The 25,138-nt window shown below is 49.8% G+C and carries 28 protein-coding genes; 7 read left to right on the top strand and 21 right to left on the bottom strand.

The features are described from left to right. Positions 1-39 precede the first annotated feature (39 nt). The 13 genes from HGH92_RS11305 to HGH92_RS11245 all read right to left on the bottom strand — a co-directional run bounded on the left by HGH92_RS11305 (position 40) and on the right by HGH92_RS11245 (position 13,223). Positions 40-984 carry a UDP-3-O-(3-hydroxymyristoyl)glucosamine N-acyltransferase gene (locus HGH92_RS11305; protein WP_168870817.1) on the bottom strand — a complete coding sequence of 315 codons (945 nt, stop codon included), beginning with the start codon at positions 982-984 and terminating at the stop codon, positions 40-42. Positions 985-1,446: 462 nt separating this feature from the next. Beyond that, a complete protein-coding gene (gene hemN, locus HGH92_RS11300; protein WP_211092576.1) occupies positions 1,447-2,805 on the bottom strand; it encodes an oxygen-independent coproporphyrinogen III oxidase in 1,359 nt (452 codons plus the stop codon). Between the two features lie 5 nt (positions 2,806-2,810). Beyond that, on the bottom strand, positions 2,811-3,518 hold the full coding sequence (locus HGH92_RS11295; RefSeq protein WP_168870816.1) for a sulfite exporter TauE/SafE family protein: 708 nt from the start codon (positions 3,516-3,518) through the stop codon (positions 2,811-2,813). A 6-nt stretch (positions 3,519-3,524) separates the two neighbouring features. Further along, positions 3,525-3,962, bottom strand: a complete 438-nt coding sequence (locus tag HGH92_RS11290) for a FixH family protein (protein WP_168870815.1) — start codon at positions 3,960-3,962, stop codon at positions 3,525-3,527. 27 nt (positions 3,963-3,989) lie between these two features. Continuing rightward, positions 3,990-5,378, bottom strand: coding sequence for a cytochrome c oxidase accessory protein CcoG (ccoG, locus tag HGH92_RS11285; RefSeq protein WP_168870814.1), 1,389 nt, complete (start codon positions 5,376-5,378; stop codon positions 3,990-3,992). 4 nt (positions 5,379-5,382) lie between these two features. Continuing rightward, positions 5,383-6,459: a cbb3-type cytochrome c oxidase N-terminal domain-containing protein gene (locus HGH92_RS11280; RefSeq protein ID WP_168870813.1), complete on the bottom strand. Its 1,077-nt coding sequence runs from the start codon at positions 6,457-6,459 to the stop codon at positions 5,383-5,385. A 9-nt stretch (positions 6,460-6,468) separates the two neighbouring features. Beyond that, positions 6,469-6,648 carry a CcoQ/FixQ family Cbb3-type cytochrome c oxidase assembly chaperone gene (locus HGH92_RS11275; protein WP_168808603.1) on the bottom strand — a complete coding sequence of 60 codons (180 nt, stop codon included), beginning with the start codon at positions 6,646-6,648 and terminating at the stop codon, positions 6,469-6,471. A 21-nt stretch (positions 6,649-6,669) separates the two neighbouring features. Further along, positions 6,670-8,838, bottom strand: coding sequence for a cytochrome-c oxidase, cbb3-type subunit I (ccoN, locus tag HGH92_RS11270; protein WP_168870812.1), 2,169 nt, complete (start codon positions 8,836-8,838; stop codon positions 6,670-6,672). Between the two features lie 40 nt (positions 8,839-8,878). Then, on the bottom strand, positions 8,879-9,037 hold the full coding sequence (gene ccoS, locus HGH92_RS11265) for a cbb3-type cytochrome oxidase assembly protein CcoS (RefSeq protein WP_168870811.1): 159 nt from the start codon (positions 9,035-9,037) through the stop codon (positions 8,879-8,881). 7 nt (positions 9,038-9,044) lie between these two features. Then, positions 9,045-9,335, bottom strand: a complete 291-nt coding sequence (locus HGH92_RS11260; RefSeq protein WP_168870810.1) for a cupin domain-containing protein — start codon at positions 9,333-9,335, stop codon at positions 9,045-9,047. 195 nt (positions 9,336-9,530) lie between these two features. Then, complete coding sequence (locus tag HGH92_RS11255; RefSeq protein WP_168870809.1) at positions 9,531-11,963, bottom strand: heavy metal translocating P-type ATPase; 2,433 nt, start codon at positions 11,961-11,963, stop codon at positions 9,531-9,533. Between the two features lie 2 nt (positions 11,964-11,965). Then, positions 11,966-12,520 carry a hypothetical protein gene (locus HGH92_RS11250; protein WP_168870808.1) on the bottom strand — a complete coding sequence of 185 codons (555 nt, stop codon included), beginning with the start codon at positions 12,518-12,520 and terminating at the stop codon, positions 11,966-11,968. Positions 12,521-12,629: 109 nt separating this feature from the next. Beyond that, positions 12,630-13,223 (bottom strand): Crp/Fnr family transcriptional regulator, encoded by a 594-nt coding sequence (locus HGH92_RS11245; RefSeq protein WP_317166388.1) that lies wholly within the window; start codon positions 13,221-13,223, stop codon positions 12,630-12,632. A gap of 170 nt (positions 13,224-13,393) precedes the next feature. Between HGH92_RS11245 and HGH92_RS11240 the strand changes: the two genes are divergently transcribed. The 5 genes from HGH92_RS11240 to HGH92_RS11220 all read left to right on the top strand — a co-directional run bounded on the left by HGH92_RS11240 (position 13,394) and on the right by HGH92_RS11220 (position 17,327). Continuing rightward, the gene (locus HGH92_RS11240; protein WP_168870807.1) at positions 13,394-13,990 is read left to right on the top strand and encodes a pseudouridine synthase; all 597 of its coding nucleotides are present in this window, start codon (positions 13,394-13,396) and stop codon (positions 13,988-13,990) included. Positions 13,991-14,156: 166 nt separating this feature from the next. Then, positions 14,157-15,032, top strand: coding sequence for a YicC/YloC family endoribonuclease (locus tag HGH92_RS11235; protein WP_168870806.1), 876 nt, complete (start codon positions 14,157-14,159; stop codon positions 15,030-15,032). Positions 15,033-15,049: 17 nt separating this feature from the next. After that, positions 15,050-15,538 (top strand): gliding motility lipoprotein GldH, encoded by a 489-nt coding sequence (locus HGH92_RS11230; RefSeq protein ID WP_168870805.1) that lies wholly within the window; start codon positions 15,050-15,052, stop codon positions 15,536-15,538. Continuing rightward, the gene (locus HGH92_RS11225; RefSeq protein WP_168870804.1) at positions 15,535-16,554 is read left to right on the top strand and encodes a sensor histidine kinase; all 1,020 of its coding nucleotides are present in this window, start codon (positions 15,535-15,537) and stop codon (positions 16,552-16,554) included. Before HGH92_RS11230 ends, HGH92_RS11225 begins: the two co-directional genes overlap by 4 nt. A 62-nt stretch (positions 16,555-16,616) precedes the next feature. Then, positions 16,617-17,327: a response regulator transcription factor gene (locus tag HGH92_RS11220; RefSeq protein ID WP_078669614.1), complete on the top strand. Its 711-nt coding sequence runs from the start codon at positions 16,617-16,619 to the stop codon at positions 17,325-17,327. Between the two features lie 20 nt (positions 17,328-17,347). Here the strand turns inward: HGH92_RS11220 and HGH92_RS11215 are convergent, their stop codons facing one another. Next, entirely contained in the window at positions 17,348-17,641 is a 294-nt protein-coding gene (locus tag HGH92_RS11215; RefSeq protein ID WP_168870803.1) for a hypothetical protein, read from the bottom strand. Here HGH92_RS11215 and HGH92_RS11210 point away from each other — a divergent pair. Then, positions 17,562-18,374 carry a sensor histidine kinase gene (locus tag HGH92_RS11210; RefSeq protein ID WP_317166387.1) on the top strand — a complete coding sequence of 271 codons (813 nt, stop codon included), beginning with the start codon at positions 17,562-17,564 and terminating at the stop codon, positions 18,372-18,374. The genes HGH92_RS11215 and HGH92_RS11210 overlap by 80 nt on opposite strands. A gap of 8 nt (positions 18,375-18,382) precedes the next feature. Here the strand turns inward: HGH92_RS11210 and HGH92_RS11205 are convergent, their stop codons facing one another. The 3 genes from HGH92_RS11205 to HGH92_RS11195 form a co-directional block, all read right to left on the bottom strand. Continuing rightward, on the bottom strand, positions 18,383-19,159 hold the full coding sequence (locus tag HGH92_RS11205; protein ID WP_168870801.1) for an SH3 domain-containing protein: 777 nt from the start codon (positions 19,157-19,159) through the stop codon (positions 18,383-18,385). Positions 19,160-19,176: 17 nt separating this feature from the next. Then, entirely contained in the window at positions 19,177-21,126 is a 1,950-nt protein-coding gene (locus HGH92_RS11200) for a BatD family protein (protein WP_168870800.1), read from the bottom strand. A gap of 203 nt (positions 21,127-21,329) precedes the next feature. Continuing rightward, a complete protein-coding gene (locus HGH92_RS11195; protein ID WP_168870799.1) occupies positions 21,330-22,031 on the bottom strand; it encodes an SDR family oxidoreductase in 702 nt (233 codons plus the stop codon). Positions 22,032-22,127: 96 nt separating this feature from the next. On the opposite strand from HGH92_RS11195, the gene HGH92_RS11190 reads away from it, so the two are divergent. Further along, a complete protein-coding gene (locus tag HGH92_RS11190; RefSeq protein ID WP_168870798.1) occupies positions 22,128-22,823 on the top strand; it encodes a YjjG family noncanonical pyrimidine nucleotidase in 696 nt (231 codons plus the stop codon). A gap of 59 nt (positions 22,824-22,882) precedes the next feature. Here HGH92_RS11190 and HGH92_RS11185 read toward each other — a convergent pair whose 3' ends face one another. The 4 genes from HGH92_RS11185 to HGH92_RS11170 all read right to left on the bottom strand — a co-directional run bounded on the left by HGH92_RS11185 (position 22,883) and on the right by HGH92_RS11170 (position 25,136). After that, the gene (locus tag HGH92_RS11185) at positions 22,883-23,137 is read right to left on the bottom strand and encodes a hypothetical protein (RefSeq protein WP_168870797.1); all 255 of its coding nucleotides are present in this window, start codon (positions 23,135-23,137) and stop codon (positions 22,883-22,885) included. 27 nt (positions 23,138-23,164) lie between these two features. Then, on the bottom strand, positions 23,165-23,818 hold the full coding sequence (locus HGH92_RS11180; protein WP_168870796.1) for a phosphatidylserine decarboxylase family protein: 654 nt from the start codon (positions 23,816-23,818) through the stop codon (positions 23,165-23,167). A 127-nt stretch (positions 23,819-23,945) separates the two neighbouring features. Further along, the gene (locus HGH92_RS11175; RefSeq protein ID WP_168870795.1) at positions 23,946-24,830 is read right to left on the bottom strand and encodes a phosphatidate cytidylyltransferase; all 885 of its coding nucleotides are present in this window, start codon (positions 24,828-24,830) and stop codon (positions 23,946-23,948) included. A 66-nt stretch (positions 24,831-24,896) separates the two neighbouring features. Continuing rightward, positions 24,897-25,136, bottom strand: a complete 240-nt coding sequence (locus HGH92_RS11170) for a DUF2007 domain-containing protein (RefSeq protein WP_168870794.1) — start codon at positions 25,134-25,136, stop codon at positions 24,897-24,899. Positions 25,137-25,138: the final 2 nt, after the last annotated feature.

The following is a 25,138-nucleotide window of genomic DNA, read 5'->3' as shown; positions in this document are numbered from 1 at the left end:
TGGGGTCCACCCCTATCGTCATTCGTCATCCGTCATGGGTTAAAGGGATTTTACTTTGTCCCAGATTTCAGGAATGCGTTTTACCCAGCCGAGTTCTCTTCTTTTTTCGCTGGCTACTTCTGCCGGATAACCGAAGTATACTTTACCGCCTTCGAGGCTGCTGGGCACACCGCTTTGAGCCAGTACCACCGCACCTTTGCCGATGGTCAGGTCTTTGTTGACGCCTACTTGTCCCCAGAGGATCACGTTATCTTCGATATGCGCTTTACCTGCGATACCAACCTGGGCGGCAATGAGGCAGTTTTTGCCGATTACGGTACCGTGGCCGACATGGATCATGTTGTCCAGCTTCGTGCCGCGGCCGATGATGGTATCACCGCTTACGCCTTTGTCGATGGTACAGCCGGCGCCTATCTCCACATCGTCTTCAATGATCACCCGGCCACAGCTTACCAGCTTGTCGTATATCACCTCTCTGTCGGCTCTTTTCTTAAAGTAAAATGCATCTGCACCGAGTACGGTACCTGCATGAATGATCACGTTGTCACCAATAACAGCATGGTCATAAATAGTTACGTTAGGATGTATCAGACAGTTACGGCCAATGCGCACATGATTGCCAATGAATACGTTAGGTTGTATGATGGTCCCTTCTCCGATCACTGCGGAATCACTGATCGCTTTGGTTGCCGGTTCAAAGGGGCGGAAGCGGTTCACCAGTTTTACATATGCACTGAAAGGATCTTCCAGTACTAACAACGCCTTGCCTTCAGGGCATTCCACTTTTTTGTTGATGATAATGATGGTCGCGGCAGATTGCAGACTGGCGTTGTAATATTTTTCAAAGTCTACAAAAGATATATCCCCTGGTGTTACCTTATGTATTTCATTGAGGCCGGTAGCCATCAGCTGGCTGTTGCCTACCAGCTCTGCGCCTATGAATGCAGCGATTTCCGTTACTGCAACGGGTGCTTCAAACTTCATATGATCTGTGTTGTTGAATAATGTTAAGTGCAACAAAGGTAGTAAATCGGGGAAAGCAATAAACAAAATATGGAGGGGGTAATAATGATAACCGGGAAGTTTCAGACTGCTGTTATCCACAATTATTTTAGTAGTGTGAATAAAATTTTTTGCAATTTTTTTCTTTTGTCATGAAATTATTTTTAATATTGTGTAGGGAATTTTGTTTCCCTGTACTTACTAACCCATTCACATAATAAGAAAGTCTGATTGTTCCAACGGTCAGACTTTTTTTATTGCCGCTGAAACCCTTTGCCGGCAAGTGTTACAGCCGATGACTATTTTTTTCTTTCTCTTCAGCGGTATATCGTTTCCTCCTTTTACGGGTCATTTTATCTCCTGCTCCCCCATCTCCGGAAAAAGACAAAAGGGAGCAAAAACACGATTAAGTATCCTTTGCTCCCCGTTTTTTTCCCGATGAAGTTATATGGCTTTGCTGAACAACTGGCTTTCGGGCAGTTTTCTCCACAACCGGGCATCAAATGCCATACAAATATTGCGGATGAAAGGACGTCCTTTCGTGGTAACCACTACGCTGTTCTTCACTACTTCCACCAGTCCGTCCCGCTCCAGCTCCTGCAGGCGCTGAAGCCCTTCTGTCACTGCATCACATTGTGTGTCCGCCTTACGCCAGCTTGTTTCAAAAGTGCACATCAGATCGCGGATATGTCCTTTCAACAGTTGGTCTTCCTCATCGAGGATATGCCCGCGGACGATAGGGAATTCTCCGCTGCCCACCCGCTCCTGATAGGCCGCTACCTGCTTCTCATTTTGTACATAGCCATACCCGTTATCCCCGATGGAAGAAGCGCCTAAACCAACCAGCAAATCAGTATGGGAAACGGTGTACCCCATGAAGTTACGATGCAGTTCTCCTTTCTCTGCGGCCACAAACAGCTCGTCTCCCGGCAGTGCAAAATGGTCCATACCGATCTCTGTATAACCATTCTTTGCAAAAAGGATTTTGCCCAGTTCATACAATCGTCTTTTCTCTTCGTCTTTGGGTAAATCAGCTTCTGAATAACGGCGTTGCCCCACTCCTTTTATCCAGGGCACATGCGCGTAACTGTAAAAGGAGATCCTGTCGGGCCTTAACAACATCACCTTATCAATCGTGTCCTGCATACCACAGGCGGTCTGTAACGGAAGGCCGTATATCAGGTCGAAGTTGATAGCGGTGAAGCCGGTTTTTCTGGCGTGTTCCACCACTTTGGCCACCATTTCGAAAGGTTGTAACCGGTTGATGATCTCCTGCACCCTTGGATCAAAATCCTGTATGCCGAGGCTGACACGACGGAAGCCGAGATCGTATAATGTTTGCAGATGTCCGGGGGTGGTATTGCCGGGATGTCCTTCAAAGCCGAGGGAGGCATCCGGCAGTAATTCCGCATGCTGATAGATGCCCTGCAGCAGCGTCGTCAGATTTTCCGGACTGAAGAAGGTAGGGGTGCCACCACCCAGGTGTATCTCGCGGATACGGGGCCTGCCTTCAAACGCGGCCACATACAATGCCCATTCTTTCAGCACGGCCTGTATGTAGGGTTCCTCCACTGCATGGTTGACTGTAATGTGTTTATTGCAGCCGCAGTATGTGCAGAGCTTTTCACAGAACGGCAGGTGAATGTAAATACTGATACCGTCTTTGTTATTGGTGGCATGGAATGCTTTTTTCAGCAACGTCTTCCATGTTTGCAGGTTAAATGTCTGTTCGTCCCAGTAAGGCACTGTCGGATAACTGGTGTACCGGGGAGCTGCGATATTGTATTTGCGGATAAGGTTCATGATGATTATGGTTTATGACAACAACGTTCCACCACTTTTTCACTGTGGGCAGACATCACAGGGCTGATATATGGTATGCCGAGGTTGAGGCCCCGCAGAATAAGCAGTACCCCCATAATGCCTACGGCAAAAGGAATGAGCGCGCGTATACGGTTACGTGCTCCGATGCTCACCAGGTGGCTGAACCAGGTGACGGTCATCATCGCCGGCAATGTGCCTGCGCCAAAAGCAGCCATAAAAAGACTGCCTTTCCAGGTGGCACCGGTAGCTACTGCACCGGCAACAGCCAGGTATACCAGGCCGCAGGGAAGCAGGCCGTTCAGCACGCCGATGCCATAAAGGGTACTAAACCGCTGCTGACGTAGCAGTGCACCCAGCGCTGATTTTATTTTGGAGAGATAGATACCCGGGAGATGACCGCCTTTTGACCGGTATATGCCGGTATATTGCAGTGCCACGATCAGCAGCAGGAGGACACCGATGCTGATAGACAGCCACTGCTGCAGGCCGCCCAGGTACAGTTGCCGGCCTACCCAGCCGAAGATCATCCCCAGCATGGCATAGGTGGTGATACGGCCGGCATTGTACAGCAGGATGCCTGCCAGCTTCTTCACGCCCTCCAGGTGTTGCACCGGCAGCGTAAGCGCTATCGGGCCACACATGCCAATGCAGTGAAAGCTGCCCAGGAAACCGAGAATAAGTGCGCCTATCATGACTGACTAGTTAATGTGAAAGCTCTCTTCCTGATAAAATGGTTTACCACCGTTTTCCCACTGCACCTTTACGAGGTAGTTGCCTTTGTGGAACAACTGGCGATTGATCACCAGCATGCCATCGCTGCTGAGATGCAGCGGCATTTCCACGTCCATGCCGGCGTCAGAAGGACGGTAAAATTTTATTTTTCCGGTGATGCCGGTGCCGTGCAATTCCTGTGGAAAGGTGACAGCAATACCTTCAGATTGCTGAGAGATCTGCACCGGGGAAGAAAGTGTACCGGCGTTCCTTTTCCCGTCCAGCACCTGCTGATACTTCAGCTCTTCCGCGTAATAATCCTTGGTGACCATGTCTGTTTTGGTGCGCATGCTTTTGGTGACCAGCGTCAGGATGCCGATCGCAAAAACTACAAACACGATGATGATTTTATGTCCCCAGTTCATGATGCTATGATTTAAATGATATAATGTTTATTGTACAGGCCCGAGGAAGGTGGTACGCATACGGGTGATCCGTTTGTCGCCTTCATAAAGACCGATATAAAGAGAGGATTTCCGGTTATGCAGCGCCTTTTTCGGAATGATGATAAAGAAGGTGCCTTCCCCCTGTCCTTCTGCTTTTACGGTGATGGTGCTTTTACCAACTACTTCCACGTGTCCCGGTTCATCTTCCAGTTTCAGCTGCAGGGGTATTTCCGCAGTGGTTTTATTGATCAGTTTAATACGGTAGAGATTAGAGATACTGTCGCTGCCCCGTTCCTGGTATAACATGCCGGCGGTGCGCATAATGGTGCCGCGGACTGGTTTGCGGCTGGCAAGCATAAAAACGATGGCGCCGAGCAGCAGGGTAAGGATACCGGTGTAGATACGCAGGCGTGGCGTGAAACGCAGCGGCGCTTTCCGGGCGATGCCGTTTTCTGAAGCGTAGCGTATCAGTCCGCGGGCACGGCCGGTTTTGTCCATCATATGATCGCAGGCATCGATGCAGGCGGTGCAGTTCACACATTCCAGCTGGGTGCCGTTGCGGATATCAATGCCGGTGGGGCAAACTTTCACGCACTGGGCGCAATCGATACAGTCACCGATGGCCCTGGAATCATCTTTACGGAATTTTCCGCGGGGTTCTCCCCTTTCGTAGTCGTAGGCTACGAGGATGGAGTTTTTATCCAGCAATACGCCCTGTAAGCGGCCGTATGGGCAAACAATGGTGCATATCTGTTCGCGCATAAATGCAAACACGCCGTAGAACACACCGGAAAATACCAGGATGGCGATAAAGCCGCCGGTATGTTCAGACAAAGGCGCTGTAATGATTTTACCGAGTGTTTTGGCGCTGATGATGTAAGCCAGGAATATGTTGGCGATCAGAAAGGACAATGCATAAAAAACGAGGTGTTTGGCGGTTTTACGGATGATTTTATTCGTGTTCCATGGTTGTTTCGCGAGCAGGCGCTGGGCGGCGGCATCTCCTTCAATCCAGTATTCTATCCGACGAAAGAGCATCTCCATAAAAATGGTCTGCGGGCACATCCATCCGCAGAAAAGCCTTCCAAAGGCCATGGTAAACAATACGATGAAGAGGATAAAGGCCAGCATGGCCAGACCGAAAATAAAAAAGTCCTGAGGCCAGAAGATAGCCCCGAACAGGATGAATTTGCCTTCTACTACATTGAGCAGAAATAAAGGCCTGCCATTTATGGATATAAACGGCAGGCTGAAAAAAACACTAAAATAAAAGATGCTGAGGAGGCTCCGGATATTATAGTAGCGGCCTTTCGGCTGCTGGGCGAATATCCAGTTGCGCTTTCCCTGCTTATCAACTGTGGCTATACTGTCTCTGAACGTATTGCTGTCGGCCATGACTTTATTCTTTTACACCTTGTGGTTCTTTTGGATTGGGAGGGTTGCTGCCGTGGATGGATTTCACGAAGCTGGCCAGCTGGGCCAGTTGTTTCGGTGAAAAATCTTCCTGCCAGGCTTTCATCCCTTTGTCGGACACACCGTACTTGATGGTTTTAAATACCTCGTTGATTTTACCGCCATGCAGCCAGTAGTCGTCTGTAAGGTTGGGGCCTACCACGCCTTGTCCCTGCGGACCGTGGCAGGGAGCGCAGCTGGCGACAAATAATTTCCCTCCGGCAGCCAGGTCATCGGCGTTGTCCAGCATTTTCACATTGTTTTCGTCGATATTATTGGCGGCATTTTTCAGGTATTCAGCTTTGGCGATAGCCGCTTTTTCTTCAGCCATGGCCAGCTCCTGTATCTGATTGGGGGCGGAGTGGGATATTTCCGTGCGCCAGAAATATACTACGCCGAAACAGATGCTGAAGACGAAACCCCACTTCCACCAGGGAGGTGTGGGGTTATTCAGCTCATGGATGCCATCAAAATCATGGCCCATGTCTTCTTCTGTTTCGGACGTAGCATCCAGGGTCCTGGTTTTGTTGATTCTCTCCAGCCAGGAGATACGTGGTTTGGCAGGATCTGCTGCGTGAGCTGCCGCCCGGCGTTTGCTTTTACTTTTGATACCGGCCAGAAAGCGCAGTACAAAAAGCAGGGAGATGATCACGCCGATTTCCAGGACAACAATGGAAACTAACAGGTATAGGGAGGACTGGGATAGTGGCGTATAATAAGATGATGCTTCCGGTGCCACGCTGGTGGCGTTTGCCGGCAGACTGGCCGCCAGTGCCAGCGTTACCAGTATCAGGATGGCCGGAAGTTTGGCAGCCTCTCTTTTCATTCTTTCGCGATAAAGGTCCATGGCGCCCACCACCGCATTGCCCAGGATGGCGATCACCAGGACCAGCCCGATGATGACCGTCAGCAGCACCAGCGCTACCGGGTCTTTCAGTTCGGAAGGCGGCTTGGGACCGTTGGCCAGCGCGGACACGCTGCATAACAGGCTACCGCTGAGTGTATATAATAGCTTCCTTTTCATATGTATCGTTTATAGGCTTTGGGTTTCATCATTATCTAAAGGGATGCGGCTGATCTGGTCCACCATGTTTCGGTCTGCCCGGAACGCCCAGAAAGCGGCGAAGACAAAGAAGATGGAGAAGATCAGCAGGGAAGCCATCGGGTAGATGCTGACACCGGCAATTGATTCCAGATAATTAATGAACTTCATGGTCCTGTGTTTTTATGTTGACTAAAAATCGTTTTTGATGGTGCTTCCGCTGCTGGCGTCCGCGGTGGCGGGCTTTTCTGCCGGGGCCATTTTAATGTCCCTGCCCATTCTTTGCAGGTAAGCGATCAGCGCTACAATTTCACGGTCTGCTTTGACGGGCAGTTTATCTTTCTCCAGCGTGGCGGCGATGCTGTTGGCCTGTTTGTCGAGATCAGCGAGGGCCTGCTTTTCGTAACCATCCGCATAAGGCACGCCCAGTTTGCGCATCACATTGATCATAGCTGGTGTTTTGCTTCTGTCGATACGGTCTTCAAACAACCATGGGTACGGTGGCATGATAGAGCCGGGAGACATGGACGTTGGGTCCAGCATATGGTTGTAATGCCAGCTGTCAGGGTATTTGCCGCCTATTCTGGCCAGGTCCGGACCGGTGCGTTTGGAGCCCCACTGGAACGGGTGGTCGTAGATAAACTCACCGGCTTTGGAGTATTCACCATAACGGGCCACTTCATCACGGAAAGGACGGATCATCTGGGAGTGACAGGTATAACAGCCTTCACGGATATAGATGTCGCGGCCGTGCAGTTCCAGCGGCGTATATGGTTTCACGCTGCTGATGGTTGGAATATTGCTGCGTACCAGGAAGGTTGGCACCATTTCAAGGATACCGCCTACAGCTACTACTACCAGGCTGAATACCACCAGCTGAATAGGACGGCGTTCGATCCAGTTGTGCCAGTGTGCTTTACCATGGGTAGGTATTACTTTAGGCAGCGGCGCGGCTTCGGCTGCTTCGTTGGCCACGAAGGCGCCACGGCGGATTGTTTTGTACAGGTTCACCACCATCAGCACCAGGCCGCTAACATACAGCAGGCCGCCAAAGGCACGCAGGGCGTACATTGGAACGATGGTGGTCACGGTTTCGAGGAACTGGTATTTCAGCTGGCCTTCTTCGGTGAACTGTTTCCACATCATGCTCTGGGTAAAGGCGGCCCAATACAGTGGTATCACATAGAAGATAATGCCGAGGGTACCTATCCAGAAGTGGGTGTTGGCCCATTTGCGGGAATACAGCTGGGTAGAGAAGATGCGCGGGATCATCCAGTACAGGATGCCAAAAGTCAGGAATCCGTTCCAGCCCAGTGCGCCAACGTGCACATGCGCGATGGTCCAGTCGGTATAGTGGCTGATGGCGTTCACATTTTTGAGAGACAGCATCGGTCCTTCGAAGGTGGCCATACCATAGCAGGTAAGCGCTACCACGAAGAATTTGAGGATGGCGTCTTCCCTTACGCGGTCCCATGCGCCGCGCAGGGTCAGCAGGCCGTTGAGCATACCTCCCCAGGACGGCGCGATCAGCATCACGCTGAATACGGTGCCCAGAGATTGTGCCCATTCAGGCAGCGCGGTGTACAGCAGGTGGTGAGGGCCGGCCCATATATAGATAAATATCAGTGACCAGAAGTGGATAATAGACCAGCGGTAGGAATATACCGGCCTGTTGGCGGCTTTGGGCACAAAGTAGTACATCAGGCCCAGATAAGGCGTGGTAAGGAAGAAAGCCACCGCGTTGTGGCCATACCACCACTGTACAAGTGCGTCCTGTACGCCGGCGTACCAGCTATAGCTTTTAAACAGCGACATCGGATACTCGAAAGAGTTGATAATGTGCAGCATGGCAATGGCTACCCACGTACCCATATAAAACCAGATGGCCACATACAGATGGGATTCGCGCCGGCGAAGGATAGTACCCAGCATGTTGGCGCCAAACACCACCCATATAACGGTGATGGCTATATCAAACGGCCATTCCAGCTCCGCGTATTCCTTGCCGGTAGTATATCCCAGGAAAAGCGTCAATGCGCCGCCGGCGATAATGGCCTGCCATCCCCAGAAGTGGATCTTGCTCAGCAGGTCGCTGAACATACGGGCTTTACATAACCGTTGCAGCGAGTAGTAAACACCCATGAAAATGCCATTACCTACAAAGGCGAAGATCACGGCATTGGTGTGTACGGGCCTGAGACGCCCGAAGGTAGTAGGGGCAAAGCCCAGGTTAAGCTCCGGCATTACCAGCGTAAGGGCTGCCCAGAGCCCTGCCAGCATACCGATCAGCCCCCAGAACATACAAGCGTAGGCAAACCATTTTACCGTGCGGTTGTCGTAATAAAATTTTTCGAGAGACATAGTGCTGTTTATTGTTGCTTAATAGATGGCTTGTTTGCGTTTATTCGTTGGTGTTATCCTTTTTGTCTTCAAAGAGAATACGGTGTGCGGGAGAGAAATCATCTTCAAACTGTCCGTTCTTTACTGACCAGATGAAGGCTGCCAGAAAGCCGGCTGCTACGGTAAGGCTGGCGCCAAGTAAAAGAATAATTACGCTCATAACAGTATCATTTTACCAGTAAAAGCCTGGTTGTTTCCAGAGCTTGCAAGGCATGTTTTTCGTTGGCACTGAATGTCAGCAGGTCGCCGGTTTCCAGTACCGTTACTTCGTCTTTCAGCATAAAGGCTACTTTGCCTTCCAGTATCAGCACCATGGCATCTACAGGTGAAACATGCGGCGGGATCTGGTGCCCCTGTTGCATGATGATGAGAGTGGCTTCCGCCCTTCTGCTTTTCAGCAACAACCGGCTGGTTACTTTTCCGGTCCCCTCTTCCTGTAATACGTTCATGGTCTTCATCAGCATAAAAATCATGGTGTGTGCAAATCCGGCAAAAGCATAGATCGCCCGTTATGCACAGGCAGCCTTGCTTTCAGGCTGCCCGTACATTCATTTCAACCGGGCTTTAATACTGGCGCTTTTAAGATTTCACGGTGTGTATGTTGTGTTGATAGCAAAGGTAGCGGCAACCACCAGGCACCGCAATGATATTGCTCAATCAGGAATATGATTTTTGTCAGACATTTCTCCTGATGCTTTACCAGCCAGCTTTTTGCCCTGCCACTCGCTGAGCAGGAAAGTCATCAGCACAATACTGATAGAACTGGCAGGCATTAATATGGCGGCTACCAGCGGAGATAAAAGCCCTTGTACAGCGAAGTAAAGGCCGGTGATATTATAAACGAGAGAGAGGATGAAACTGGCCAGGATAATACGTTTGTTGGCTTTGCACAGCTGCACGAACGATAACAATAAAGGCAGCTGTCTGGCTTCAAGGATGCCATCACTGGCGGGTGTGAAATTGTTACTGTCTTCTGTAAGGGAGATGCCGATATCGCTCTGTTTCAGGGCACCGGCATCATTCAGCCCGTCTCCTATCATCATCACCTTTTTTCCCTGTTGTTGCAGGGAGATGATATAAGCCAGTTTGTCCGCCGGTTTTTGCTCAAATAATAAAGTGGTCTCATGGCCCATGAGCTTGCGCAGATTCACGGCTTCCTGGTCATTGTCCCCGGAGAGCACTGACATGGAATAGTGTTGCTGCAACTGCTTTAGCAACGGCCGGATACCGCTGCGGTAATTATTATGAATGGTGAACAGGCCGGTCAGTTTGTCGTTGATGGACAGGTATACGAGACTGCCGTCCACTTCATCCTTCAGGTGCGCACCGGTAAACGCTGCATTGCCCAGCCGAATGAAATTACCTTCTACCCAACCAGACACGCCTTTGCCGGTAACATCACGGAAATCACCAACGGGCATCCTGGTGTTGGTGTTGCAGTAAGCGGCTACGGCTTTGCTCAGCGGGTGAGTGGACTGTGCAGCGAGGCTGGCGATGAGGCTCTCCTGAAAAGGAGTAAGCGTATCACCGTAATATTTGACATCGCTGCCGGTCTTGCCGGTGAGCGTACCGGTTTTGTCGAACACGATATGCGTGGTATTGGCAAGGTTCTCTATGGCCTGCGCATTGCGGAGATACAGCTGGTGCCTGCTCAGGATACGCAGGATATGGCCGTTGGTAAAAGAAGAGGCCAGCAGCAAAGCGCACGGACAGGCAATGATCAGGATGGCGGTAACGGCGGGCCATATGCGGGACGGGTCATGTAATGCCCAGTAAGTGGCGCTGAGCGCGGCTATCAGCAGTACCACCCAGGTGAAATTGCGCCCCAGCAGGTGTACAAAGGACACGTGTTTTTCTTCTTTGTTCTTCAGCTCATCACGGTTCCAGAGACTGGTAAGATAACTTTGCGCTACTTCCTTGATGGTCAGGATTTCGATGTTTCCTTCCAGCTGTCGGCCGCCTGCGTAGATGATCTCGCCCATGGATTTATTGACAGGCGTGGCTTCCCCGGTCACAAAGCTGTAGTCGATCAACGCTTTTCCCCGTACAATGATGCCGTCTGCCGGCACCAGTTCATTGTTGTGGATGAGTAAAGTGTCGCCTGTTTTAATATCGGGCAACGCGGTAGGGACTTCCTTTTCGTCGCGTATAACGCTGACGGCTATAGGGAAATAAGCGGTATAGTCCCGGTCGAAAGAAAGGCCCTGGTAGGTTTTGTCCTGCAGGATACGGCCTATCAGCATAAAAAACACGATGCCGGACATGGAGTCGAAGTAGCCGGCCTGCCCTTGTGCGACGTCCGTCACGCTTCGGATAAAAGTCACTACAATGGCGAGCACAATAGGTACGTCGATATTAAGGAAACCGTGTTTGAGGCCGCTCCACGCGGATTTAAAGAATACCTGCGCGCTGTAGAAGAATACCGGTAACGCCAGTACGAGGTTCATATACCGGAAGAGCCGGTTCATACCTGCGTCGGTGTGGCCGCTGCCGGTAAAATATTCCGGGAAACTGAGCAGCATGATATTGCCAAAGCAGAAGCCGGCTACGCCCAGCTGGTAAATGAGGTTGCGTTTGATACCGGGCTTCTTGTGCTGGAGGTCCTGAAGACTGATGTATGGCTCGTAACCGATGGCGGTCAATACTTCCGCAACGTGCCGCAGGGAGGTTTGCGCTTCGGAGAAAATGATCAGTGCTTCTTTCTTGCTAAAGTTAACGGTTACACGCTGTATGCCTTTGTCGAGCCGGTGGAGGTTCTCCAGCAGCCACAGGCAGGAGCTGCAATGTATATGCGGGATGTAGAAACTGACGTGGGTCTGGGTTTCGTCCCGGAACTGTATCAGCTGTTGTTGTATTTTTTCATCTTCCAGGAAGGCGAATTTATCTTTTCTGACAGTAATGCGTTGATTTACACCAGGTTTGTCATTGAGGTCATAATATTCACACAGGTCATACTGGTTCAATATTTCGTAGACCAGTTTACAACCTTCGCAGCAGAAAGTTTTGTCCTGAATGGTGATGTCCTGGTGGTGGCAGTCTTCCCCGCAGTGGTAGCAGGTTACTTGTACGTCAGAATAGGTGGCCATGATTAGTCGATGCTTACGGTGTTAAGAATTTCATCCTGATGGATAACGATGGTGTTGGCAGGCAACACGGCCGGATACAGGATGTTTTGCGCGATATAGTGCCACTGTTGCAGCAGTTGTTCTACCGTGTACATATCGCTGAGGCATATTTTATAAGCGGGGCTCCAGTGGCCTTGCAGCAGGTAGTTGCCGGTTACCTGGCGCAGCTTCTGAAGCAGCAGCATAATTTTATCGAACGATAGCCGGATGCTGTCATAAGCAGTGGGTTTCAGGCTTTTACGGCCTTTTTTATGGATGGAAGCGTTGCGGATGACCGGAAAGATGAGGGCCGTTTCTTTGCGTATCAGTTGCGATATTTCGGTCTGCATTTTAGCGAAGAGCAGTTGTTCCAGGTCTGCGGTGGCCGGGGCAGTCGGATCGTCCTGCCTTTCCAGGTTAAACCAGGCCATGACTTCTTCCGCGGTACGTTCTATGGGTATATGGAACTTGCTGACGATCACGTCGCAGAGCGCGGCGGGAGTCAGTTCGTGAAAGTTAATGATAGCATATGGATGCATGGATGGATGGTATTTTTGATGTTACAAAAGTACCAGTACCCCCATCCTTGTGGAATGATATGTATCAAGTCGGTGTATGATATTTGTCAGTACCTGGCCGGAACGGCTGCTAGTCCTGGAGATTGGCGGTCTTCACGATTTGCTGGAGGTCGAGGAGGCGTATTTTTTTACCTTCCAGTTCTATCATGCCGTCTTTTTTGAATTCGGAGAGCAGGCGGATAGCTGATTCGGTGGCGGTGCCTACGAGGTTGGCTATTTCTTCGCGGGAGAGGCGGACGCTAAGGGTATGGCCGTCTTCTTCCACGCCGTAGGTTTCTTTGATGAAGAGGAGTGTTTCTGCGAGTCTTTCGCGCACCGGTTTCTGGGCGAGATGAGTGATTTTAAGCTCGGCTTTGCGCAGTTCGCTGGACAGGATGCGCATCATTTCAAAAGACAGGGAGGCGTCTTTCTGCAGGATGCTCATGAAAAGGTCTTTTGGTACAAAGCAGATGGAAGAATCTTCCAGTGCGGTGGCGGTGGCGGTATAGCGTTCATTGCTGAGCAGTGCTTTATACCCCATGATATCACCGGCTTTTACCAGGCGGATGATTTGTTCGCGGCCATCATCACCGCTGTGGGAGAGCTTTATTTTCCCGTCGTTGATACAGTAGACGCCAAAGGGATAGGCGCCTTCATGGAAGATCACCTGGCCTTTTTTGTACACAGAGCATACTTTGGCCTGGTCAATCTGTTCCAGATTGCACTGTTCCGCCTTGCAGAAAATGGAGGAAAAACGGTCCCTGCAATGTTGGCAAGCAGGATTTTGTATTGTGCTACCCATATCAATCTGCAAAAGTACTAATTTACAGCTCCTTAACCAAAGCAAATGCGGACGTGTCGTTAAATTATTATGTAATTTATAAACCATATGAGGTGCTGTCCCGGTTTACCCCGGAAGGAAACAAATCCTGCCTGGCAGATTACTTTAAAGTGCCCCGGGATGTTTATCCGGTGGGGCGACTGGATTATGACAGTGAGGGGCTGTTGTTGTTAACGAACGACAAGTCATTGAATAACAGGTTGCTACTGCCACAGTACGCGCATGAAAGGGAGTACTGGGTGCAGGTTGACGGAGCAGTTACGGAGATGGCCGTGCGCCAATTACAGGAAGGTGTGGACATTACGGTAGACGGCAGGCTTTATCACACAAAGCCCTGTTTTGCCGAGATCTTTCCGGAAGAACCATTGCTGCCGCCGCGCAATCCTCCTATCCGATTCCGCAAAAACATTCCGGCGCCCTGGTTGCGGATGATATTGCAGGAGGGAAAGAACAGGCAGGTGCGTAAGATGACGGCGGCCGCCGGCTTTCCTACGTTGAGGCTTGTCCGTTACAGAATGGAGGAAATCACCATAGAAGGCATGCAGCCGGGAGACATGGTACAGTTGAGCCGCAATACCGTTTATAAAAAACTCCGCTTGCAGGTATCCTGATTTGACAGGATTTGATTACTTTAATGTTCCCGGGACTGAATCCATGGGCTAAGATGTTGAATGCGGATATCCTTTGGCCCAAGCCGGGGGAAATATCAAATAACCACTTGTCAATATTAGCAAATCCACAAATTTTAACTAGGTTTGTTGCCTACAAATATTTATTATGCTGAAATCAATGACTGGCTTCGGAAGGGCAGAAAGCGCGAGAGGCGAAACAAGTATCGTGGTTGAAATCAAATCGCTGAATGGAAAGCAGTTTGAGGTGAACCTGAAAATATCGCCCCTGTTAAAGCCCTACGAGTTTGACATCCGTTCGCTGATGCAACAAACCCTGCAACGCGGGACACTGGATGTCAGCATCAACATTCGTCAGAATGGTGCAACGCGGCCGGTTGTGATCAACACAGACCTGGCTAAATACTATTACCAGTCTATTACGATGCTGGCCAACCAGCTGGAGCTGCCGCAGGGCGATATGCTGAACGTGCTGATGAAACTGCCGGAAGTGGTAACGCCGTCTACCGACCAGTTGACTGAAGAAGAGTGGAAAGATGTGGAAGACACCCTGAAGGAAGCGCTCACCGACCTGGACATTCACCGTCAGGATGAGGGCCTGATGCTGAAAGCAGACCTGCAAACACGCATTGATAATATTGAACAATATTCCGTTAAAGTCCGCGAACTGGACCCACTCCGGAAAGACCGTATCCGTCAGCGACTCGAAGGACTGCTTGCCGAACATGTAGGAAAAGACAATGTTGACGGCAACAGACTGGAACAGGAGCTGATCTTTTATCTGGAAAAACTGGATATCTCTGAAGAACTGTCCCGTCTGGAAAACCACCTCCGCTACTTCCGTGAGATCCTGAAAGAAGAAGATCCTGCCAAAGGAAAGAAACTGGGCTTCGTATTGCAGGAGATAGGCCGCGAAATCAATACCACCGGTTCCAAAGCCAACGACGCCGGTATCCAGCAATGGGTAGTACTGATGAAAGATGAACTGGAGAAAGCCAAAGAACAAGTATTAAACGTTTTATAGTAAGGCGTATACCGTATATGAAAAGACTATTTGGGGTAACCGCAGGTTTACTTTTACTGGCTGCAGCCTGCAAGCCGATCAAAATGGATGCCTACGAAAAGAACCAGGAAATACCGGGACATGACTGGGCTTACGGCTATAAACCTGCTTTTGATGTGAACATTCTGCCGGAAGATACTGCTACCCTGTTTGATATTTATGTGAATGTACGCCATAGCGATGCCTACCCCTACAGCAATATGTGGCTGCTGATAGGCACCAAATATCCGGACGACAGTATTCCCAAAGAACAAAGGGTGGAACTGCCGCTGGCTGATATCAATGGCAAATGGCATGGCAACGGTATCGATGATATTTTTGAACACCGGGTCCTTATCCAGCAAAAAGCCCTCTTCAACAAACCAGGCACCTATCATTTTACATTTGAACAAAACATGCGGCAAAATCCGCTTCCCCATGTAATGAATATAGGTCTGCGGATAGAGAAAGCCGGCAAACGGCCATGATGAGAAAATTCTTTAATAAAATGCAGGAAGGACAGTCAGTTTCCTTCATTTACCTGCTGGTACTGGCTTATACTATCGTCGCTCTCATCTGGTGGGGCGTGCTGCTGTTCAGACAAAGCGAACAGATCAGTCAGTTCGAAAAACAAAACCTCTCCCTGCGTATTGATAGCCTCGCCCAGCCGGTAGAACATCAGCTGGAATTTCAACGGATAGAAAAAGACGCTCATATGCGGTCTTTTAAATATGTCGGAGAAGGTGCCATTTTTTTAGGGATCATTCTGCTCGGCGCGCTCTTTGTATATAGAGCGGTCTGGAAATACATGAAGCTCAGCCGGCAGCAGCAAAACTTTATGATGGCCGTGACACATGAGTTAAAATCACCCATCGCTGCCGCCAAACTGAACCTGGAAACCATCCGCAGACATAGGCTGGATGAGGAAAAGCAGGCCAAGCTGATAGATAATACCATCCGGGAAACCAACCGGCTCGACCAGCTCTGTAACAACATTTTGCTGGCAGCACAGCTGGAAACCCACAACTATCAACTGTTTAAGGAGCCGCTCGACTTCTCCGCCTTGCTGGAAGGGAATATCCGGGAACTGCGCAACCGCATCGCGACACATGTCATAAATGCAGACATTCTGCCACATGTATGGCTGGAAGGTGACAAACTGATGTTGCAGATAATCCTCAGCAACCTGGTAGAAAATGCGGTGAAATATGCTCCCCGTAACTCCACGATCACGGTACGCCTCTTTGAATCCGGCCATCGCCTGAAATTGCAGGTGTCGGATGAAGGCCCCGGGGTGCCCGATGAGGAAAAGGAACGCATCTTCATGAAGTTCTACCGCCTTGGCAATGAAAACACCAGAAAAGCCAAAGGCTCGGGATTAGGACTGTTTCTCACCGCCAAGATCGTTGAACAGCACAATGGCCTGATATGGGTGAAAGACAACCAGCCTGCCGGCGCCTGCTTCGAGATAATGTGGCAGGAATATTCCGTGCAAAGAGCGTAAATTAGTTGACGGATTCATGCTTCGGCAAGTCCGTGATTTATAGTCACATCAAACGATAACACATGAAGGAAGCGACCAAAGCATCCATATTACTGGTGGAAGACGAGGAGAACCTACAGGAGGCGCTGAAGCTCAACCTGGAACTGGAAGGATACGAGGTGACCGCCGTAGACAATGGTACCGCTGCCCTGAAAGCAGTAAAAAACGAATATTTCGATCTCATCATACTGGATATCATGCTGCCGGAAATGGACGGCATTGCTGTATGCGAAAACATCCGCATCCAAAACAATGAAGTGCCCATCCTCTTCCTGAGCGCCAAAAACAGCAGCGCCGACCGGGTGCTGGGCCTCAAAAAAGGCGGTGATGACTACATGACCAAACCCTTCAACCTCGAAGAGCTGCTGCTCCGCGTAGAGAAGCTGATCGTCAAAAACAAAAAAATACAGGATAAAGACAGCGTGCCCAATGTGTACCGCTTCGGCAATAATATGATCGATTTCGCTGCACAGGAATGCGTAGGCAAAGACGGTAAACACTATGAACTGAGCAAGAAAGAAGCCATGCTGCTGAAACTGCTGATCGAAAATAAAGGCGAAGTTGTCACCCGTGAAAAAATATTGCAGGTGGTTTGGGGATATAACGTATACCCCACCACGCGTACCATCGATAACTTCATCCTCAACTTCCGTAAATATTTTGAGGAAGACAGCCGCAACTCCAAGTATTTCCACTCTGTAAGAGGCGTAGGATATAAATTCACCGAAGCCTAGTCATTTTGGGATTTTTTGATTTACGATTTTTTGATTTGAAAGACATCAGAGCAGTCTCGATCAAAAAATCGCAAATCAGAAAATTCCTGAATTGAAAACCACTTTTCCGCAATTTCTCCCCGCTTGCCTGTAAAAACCTGCCTCCGGATAATTCCCGCTTCCCCAAAGGAGTGTTTTGACCGATATTTATTGGACTGATCAGAAAGACGTTCAACTTTCCTGTAAACCTTAGTCGTGGTACAACATTTCATTGAAATAGTTTTGGCTGCGGGATGGCCGTATTGGCTATTTTTTTTGTTAAGTCTCCTTGCCATTGTAGTATTTTTTATCCGCCGGGAAAAAAGAATTAGAAGAGCCTCAGCGAAAGAAATAACCATACAACACACCTTAATCAACCTGGAACTCCATGCTTTCCAGGCACATATGGACCCGCATTTTATATTTAACAGCCTCAACGCTATCCATCATTATATCCTTACCACCAGTACGGACATGGCCTCGCTGTACCTCACCCGCTTTGCACGGCTGATGCGCCTCATGATCAGTAATTTCAACAAAGAGTGGGTAACGCTGCAGGAAGACCTGGAAGCGCTGGAACTCTATATACAACTGGAGCAGCTTCGTTTTGACCAACAGTTTTCTTATCAAGTGAGGATTGTGCAGGACGTGAATTCCCACAGTACCCTCATCCCTCCCCTGATCATCCAGCCTTATGTACAATATGTGATCTGGCACCGGTTACTGATGCGCCCGGAGAAAACCGGCGGACGCCTGGTGGTCCATATCGGGAAAGATGATAACCGGCTCTATATCCAGTTGGAAGACAACGGCATTCAGGCCAGCGAATTACTGGACGATATCGGCGAGCGCCAGGCTGCCGGTATAGACATCGCCGCAGAACGGCTGTATATGATGAGTGAGAAATATCAGATGAAAGCAGGAATTCAGGCGCAACAACTGTTTGATGAAACCCGCCGTCCCAATGGCAACCGCCTTACCATCAGCATGGAGCACATGTTATCGCGGCACATGCCGCTGGCGGTATAACTCCCGCCCTACAGTCGCTTAATCCAGGCGCAGCTGATCCATCCGGTTTTACCGTCGGCCAGCGATATCTTACAGAAGTCTTTGGTAGCATCTGCAATATGTACTTTCATACCTTCCTGTACTTCAAAGGCATCCTTACTATTATCGTCCGGCGCCGTTTTTACTTTGATATTGCTATGCATGATAATACCTGCCTGGTGGTTGTTGGCTACCGCATAAGTGTCTATGGCCATTACCAGATAAAGCGTAAACAAGGTCCCGAGCGCATAATTGCCCCAGCGGAGGAATTTGTTTTTCCAGCCGGGCAGGAAGGTGTTGAGCATCACGCCGGCTATCACCAGCCAGAAAAAAACGATGCATCCAACGGCCCAGCCATTGGGCTTGTGCAGCTGCTGAAGCTGCCGCCACCACTGTTGGAAGAATACTAACGGTAACTCATCTACGAAGCCGTTCACTTTTTGATTCGCAAGGGCCAGGTTGTGTTTGGCCGCTTCATCGCGGGGCGCCAGTTGCAGGGCTTTTTCGTAGTTAAAAACCGCCTCTCCTGTTTTACCGGCTTTGTAGTAGGCATTGCCGGCGTTGAAATACAGTGCTTTTATAGCGTAGCCTTCGTCTATCAGTTGTTGATAAGCGGCCGCGGCTTCTGTGAATTTGCTTTGCTGATAAAGGCTGTTGGCCGCATCAAAACGTTGTTGCGGGAGTGCCTGCTGTGCCCTGAGGATGCTGCCGGTTAACAACAGGACGGCCAGTAACAGGGCTGATTTAATATGTTTATATCCGGGCATACTACCTTTTCTCTTGATTAGTTTTTGAGTGCATCTTCCAGGTTGCTGATGATCGTCACCGCTTTGGAATAGGTGCCCTGCATTTTATCGTTGTTATGGGCCGGGGCATACAAGGCCACTTCGCAGTTGTCGATCAGCTCAAACAGGTCGCTGGTATTGGTGCCGTTAATATGACGGGCGGCCAGTTTATCCTGTATCAGTTGTTTGCTCAGGTCTGCGAAAGGAATTTTCAGTTTGTGGCTGAGATAACCCCAGACGGCGCGGGACGTTTCTTCATAGAAAGCTTTGTCCTTGCCTTCTTTGAGGTAACGGGCGGCCAGCTCCAGCCGCTTCAGCGCTACTTTATTGGCGTAGCGGTGTTTCAGCAGGGCGGCATTGGTGGTATTGTAATCTTTTCTGCGTTTGTAGAAGATGATGGCGCCGGCGATAAGCAGCGGCAGCGCCAGCAACACATAGAACCACGGACTGATGATAAACCAGCTGCGGCTTCTGGTCCATTGCTGGATACCTCCGTCTATTTTCACCAGTTCGTTTTTGCCTACGCCAAAATCATGTTTATCTTCTTTTACCCGTTTGCCTTGTGTGATGTCGATCACAAAAGGTTCAGAGCGGAGTGTCTTGTAACTGTTGGCTGCCGGATCGAAGTACGAAAACTCGACGGCAGGAATGGTATGTTTGCCTGCTTCCTGTGGCATGAGCACGTATTCAAACTGCCTGCTGCCGGAAAGCGGGTTGCTGTTTTTCTCGATGTCGTCCGTCATTTTGGGATCGTACTTCTCAAACCCGGAGGGTACGTCCACTTTGGGAGCATTGAGCAGGTTTACGTTGCCATGGCCGCTGATGGTTACTTTGAGCGTAAGGGCGTCGTCGGTGCTGAGGGTGGTTTTATCCACTACAGCAGTCATTTTGAAGCTGCCTACTGCGCCGTTATAGCTGAGTGGACGGCCTTCCACCGGCAATGGTTTTACGTTGATCCTGATCGGGTTGCTCTGGATTTTATAGGGAACATCCTGGTATTCCACTTCCGGCCGGTTGAAAAAATCGTCGAAGAACGGGTCTTTGAATGCCGGATCGTTGAAGAAATCTTCAAACGGGTCGCGGCCACGGTTGCGTTTTCCGTTGCCCACCAGTTTCACGAGCCGCACCTGGTTGTCCACCTCTACCGGATCTAATTCCAGTGTGCCGGACTGCAGCGGGAACAGCAGTGTTTTACGGATGGTGAATACTTTATAGGGGACGCCGTTGATACGTTCTTCCGTTGCCTGCGGCGGATTGGGAAGTTCTATGTCTTTAGCGGAAAACCCTTTGAATGCCGGTACTTTGGTGACGCTGGAGTTTGTCGGGAGCCGTGTATAGAGTTTATACGTGGCCGTTAGTTGGTCACCTTCGTAGAGGTTGGTTTTATCTACGTCTACTTTAAGGAAGATGTTTTTCTTCAGTTTTTCGTTGATGTCCTCCCCTTTTTTGAGGATGCCGTCAGACAGGTCTTCGCTGATGCCGCCACCGCTTTGTCCGCGGTGCTGGGGCACCATCTGTTGCGGCTGTTGTTGCGGTTGCTGTGCCTGGGCGTTGCCTTTCCGTACTTCAATGAGTACCGGGTTGGACTTGATGACATTGCCGTTTACCCTGGCCTGTGCGCCGGGAATGGTGAAGCTGCCCACATGTTTGGGCTGCAGCACATAGTTCAGTGCAAAATACTCGGAGCGGCGACCATTGAAGATGGATTGTCCCTGCATTTGTGAAGGGCCTTGCAGTACTTCAAAGTCTTTAAAGCTGGGTGGTGTAAAGCTGGCGATGTTGGTCCCGTTTTCCAGCATGAACTGGATCTGGAAAGGTTCGTCCAGGGTAACGGAATTGCTGCTCACGCTGGTGGTAAAGCGGAGATCTTGTGCGCTGGCACAAACGACCAGCCCTAAGCAACACAAAACAGAGAAAATGTACTTCCTTATACTAAATCTGTCCTTCATAGTTATGTCAACAAATTTAACCAAACCCGCTCCGGAAGCGGTGTCAACTGCCGTTAAAACTTAGTTAAAAGATTATATATATGCAATTACGAATTACGAATTACAAATTACGAATGTGGGTTTCTTAGTGGAAGGACTATTTAGGAACCTTTTTATAAACATGCCCTTAATTCATAATTCGTAATTACTAATTCCTAATAGTTTTAAATATCTCCTAACATGGGTCTGAGCTGTATTTCTTCAACAACAGTCTGTTTGGCCAGTGTAAAGGCTCCCCATACTACGCTGGCGATATCTTCCGGGGGCATCATCCTGTCCGGCGGCGCTTCGAAGCCGTCCCAGGAGGCGGTGAGCGTAGGCCCGGGACTAACGGCGGTCACCCGCACGTTGTGGGGCATCAGTTCGCGGCGCAGGTTTTTGGTGAATCCGAGCAGGGCATATTTGGTGATACTGTAGGAGCCGCCGTTGGGATAGGCATGATGGCTGGCGGTGGAGCACATATTGAAGATATGGCCGTTACGTTGGGCTATCATGAGGGGCAGCAGTTCACGGGTGAGGTGGTAGGCGCTGTAGACATTGACGGCCATCAGTTTTTCAAGCAGGCCATCAGCTTCTTCATGAAGGGCGCCGGGGATAAAGATGCCGGCATTGTTGACCAGTATATCCACGGTGGACCAGGTGTCTTTGATTTTCTGTGCAAAAGCCATTACCTGGGCTTTATCGCCCATGTCTACAGATTCGGCGATGACTGTTACAGCGGGATTCTTCTCCTGAATAGCTGCCTTTGCAGCGGCCAGCGCGTCTGTATTCCGTGCACAGATGATCACGTTGAAACCTTCTGCTGCCAGTCTTTCTCCAATAGCCTTTCCGATACCTTTGCTGGCACCTGTTATAACTGCGTTCATAATTTCTTCGATTAAAGTGTTAAAATAGTGAATTTTGGCTGAATGACCTTAGTCTGGAAACCCCATCTGTCTGGTATTTTGTACCTTTGCCGCGTTATGAGATATAAACATCTTTTCTTTGACCTGGACCATACGCTCTGGGACTTTGAAACCAACGAACAGGAGACCTTGCTGGAACTTTTCAACAGTCATGGACTGGCCAACCGCGGAGTACCATCTTTTGAAGCATTTTCAGAATCTTATGTCGGGCACAACGAACGGTTATGGGACCGCTTCCGCAAAGGCTTCATCAACCGGGCAGAACTGCGTGATAAACGTTTCCGCCTCGCGTTGCTGGATTTCAAGATCGGTGATGAGAAGCTGTGCCAGGCCATCAGCACAGCGTTTCTGGAGATACTGCCGAACAAAAAGGCGCTGTTTCCCGAAACGAAAGAAACGCTGGACTACCTCGCTGCTAAAAACTACCCGATGCACATGATTACCAACGGGTTTGAGGAAACGCAGCTGTTAAAGATGAGGAATGCGGGAATTGAACACTATTTCACCCATATTGTCACTTCCGAAGTGGCTGGCAGCCTGAAGCCGTATGCTCCGATTTTTGAGTATGCCATGGCCAAAGCCGGCACTACTGCGGCGGAAAGCATTATGGTGGGCGATGCCATGGAGTTGGATATTAAGGGGGCGCATGGTGTGGGCATGGACCAGGTGTATTTTAATCCGGCGAAACCACCGGTAGATTTTACGCCGACCTTTACCATCGGACATCTAAAAGAACTCAGAAATATTCTGTAAAAAAGAAACGGGGATTTCGATTATCGAAATCCCCGTTTCTTTTATGAGACAGCGTGGTGTTACTGTGCCTTCCTGATAGCAGCGGTCCTGAGGCCGGCAGTGCGGGAGGGCTGTAAACAGCAGCTTTTTTTCGTTTTGTTGCGGGCCGTAGAGTCCTGTTGACACTGCATCATCTTCGCTGTGCCGCAGGGCAGCGGTTTGTGTGCTGTTGCCGTGGCCTCTTTGGCAGGCGCCTTGTGGCCAGGTTTATCCTGAGCGGTGGCGGCCCCTGTGGCCAGGAGTAACATTGTCAGCGCAGTCAAAACATTTTTCATACGGTCCGGTTTAAGTCTGTTAATATACTAGATTTTTGCGATCACGGTCTGTCCGCCTTTTACCACTTGCTCCAGTTGTACGGCCACTTCTGTGCCTATAGGCAGGTAAAGGTCCACACGGGAGCCGAATTTGATAAAGCCCATTTCTTCATTCTGGCTTACCTGCATGCCTGGTTTGAGGTAGTTAACGATCCTGCGTGCGAGGGCGCCTGCGATCTGTCTTACCAGGATATCCGCTTTCTGGTTGCCGATTACCACAGAATGCCTTTCATTTTCTGTAGAAGATTTCGGATGCCATGCCACGAGGTATTTACCGGCATGGTACTGGGACAGCTTCACGGTACCGCTGATAGGGTTGCGGTTCACGTGCACGTTGGCAGGGCTCATAAAAATAGATACCTGCAGGCGTTTGTCCTGGAAGTACTCCGGTTCAAAAACTTCTTCAATCACCACCACTTTACCATCGCAGGGAGAGATCACCAGGTTGTCTCCGGTAGTATACTGTCTGGCCGGTACACGGAAAAAGGATACGATAAAAAGGAAGAACAGGATGGAAAAGATCAGGACAGCATAGCTCACTGCCGGGATAGAGCCCAGCCAGTAAAATACTGCTCCGTTGATCAGTGCCAGTACCAGGAATACCAGGGAAATGGTAGCAAATCCTTCACGATGGATCTTCATTTGTTTTCTTGTTTGTTAGATTTTTATATATATCCAGGCTTTCGCCGGGATGATTAAGCAAAGTGCAAATTTACTTCAGAAATACTTTTTTCTGTCAGATGAATATAAAATATTGATTATGTGTGTGCTAGGACATCATGAAGGCATGTACATAAATCCAGGCGAACGGGGTGGCCAGCAGCAGGGAATCGAAGCGATCGAGGAAGCCACCATGGCCGGGCATGATATTTCCGGAATCTTTGACGCCGGCCATGCGTTTGAGCCTGGATTCCAGCAGGTCGCCGATGGTGCCGAATACGGCTGCGATGCCAGCCAGCACCAGCCAGTGCTGCAATGACAGGTATTGCTGACCCCAATAGTAACCATATACGCCGGCGGCGGCCACGGCCAGTATCATCCCTCCCACGGTGCCTTCGATGGTTTTCTTAGGGGAAATGGAAGGAAAGAAAGGCGTACGGCCTATGAGAGAGCCTACAATATAGGCCATGGTATCATTGATCCAGATAAAAATGATAAGCAGCAAGGGAATCAGCCAGCCGGGGGCTGTGCCTACGTTCTCCGGTGTATAGTGGATATCGATGGCATTGAGCCGGATATTGACCAGCAGGCTGAAGGGAACGACCGCATACAGCAGCCCCATGCAGGAATAACCTACATTACGGGGAGAGAAGTCCTTGTCCAGCAATATTTCACCGAGGGGCAATACCAGCAGGAAAATAATAGCGATCCACCATCCGAGGAAGCCGGTGGAGATGCCGCCCAGCTGAAAATATTCTCCGGTAAAAGACAGCATGATGGCGCAACCTGCGATGGTTACTCCCCATTTGTGCCAGGAGGGGATATTGTTGTAGCCGGTATCGATCAGGCGCATGAGCTTAAAAAATTCCTGCAGCGCAAAGAAGCTGACCAGGAAAAAAAGCAGAAAGAAGGTAAAGGGACTCCATAAGATACCTCCCAGCATCACTGCCACAAACACAAGCGCAGAGGCAGTGCGGGTAAAAAAAGTCTTCATTATGCGTAGTTCTGTTAATGATTCTGAACCGCAAAAGTGTGCAAAATTACCCTGCGGAGCAAATTGCTATTCCGACACCTGGTCGCCGGTGGGAAGGTTGTTATGATTATGCACAAGGTCCCTTGCTATTTGTTCTTCTTTTTCGTGCACATACAATTCCACCTGTCCGGGGAGGGTAATATTGTAGGAAGATGACTGACGATTGATCAGCACCGCGGTGACGCCGTTGTCTGCCAGCATACCTTTTACTATCTCCGCTTCAAAGGGACGGTCACTCGAAAATATTTTCACCCAATCTTTTTCCATGG

Source organism: Chitinophaga varians (assembly GCF_012641275.1).
In the GTDB taxonomy this organism is placed as follows: Bacteria; Bacteroidota; Bacteroidia; order Chitinophagales; family Chitinophagaceae; genus Chitinophaga; species Chitinophaga varians_A.
Note: the sequence above shows the minus strand (reverse complement) of the source record. Positions and strands in the feature narration are given on the sequence as shown.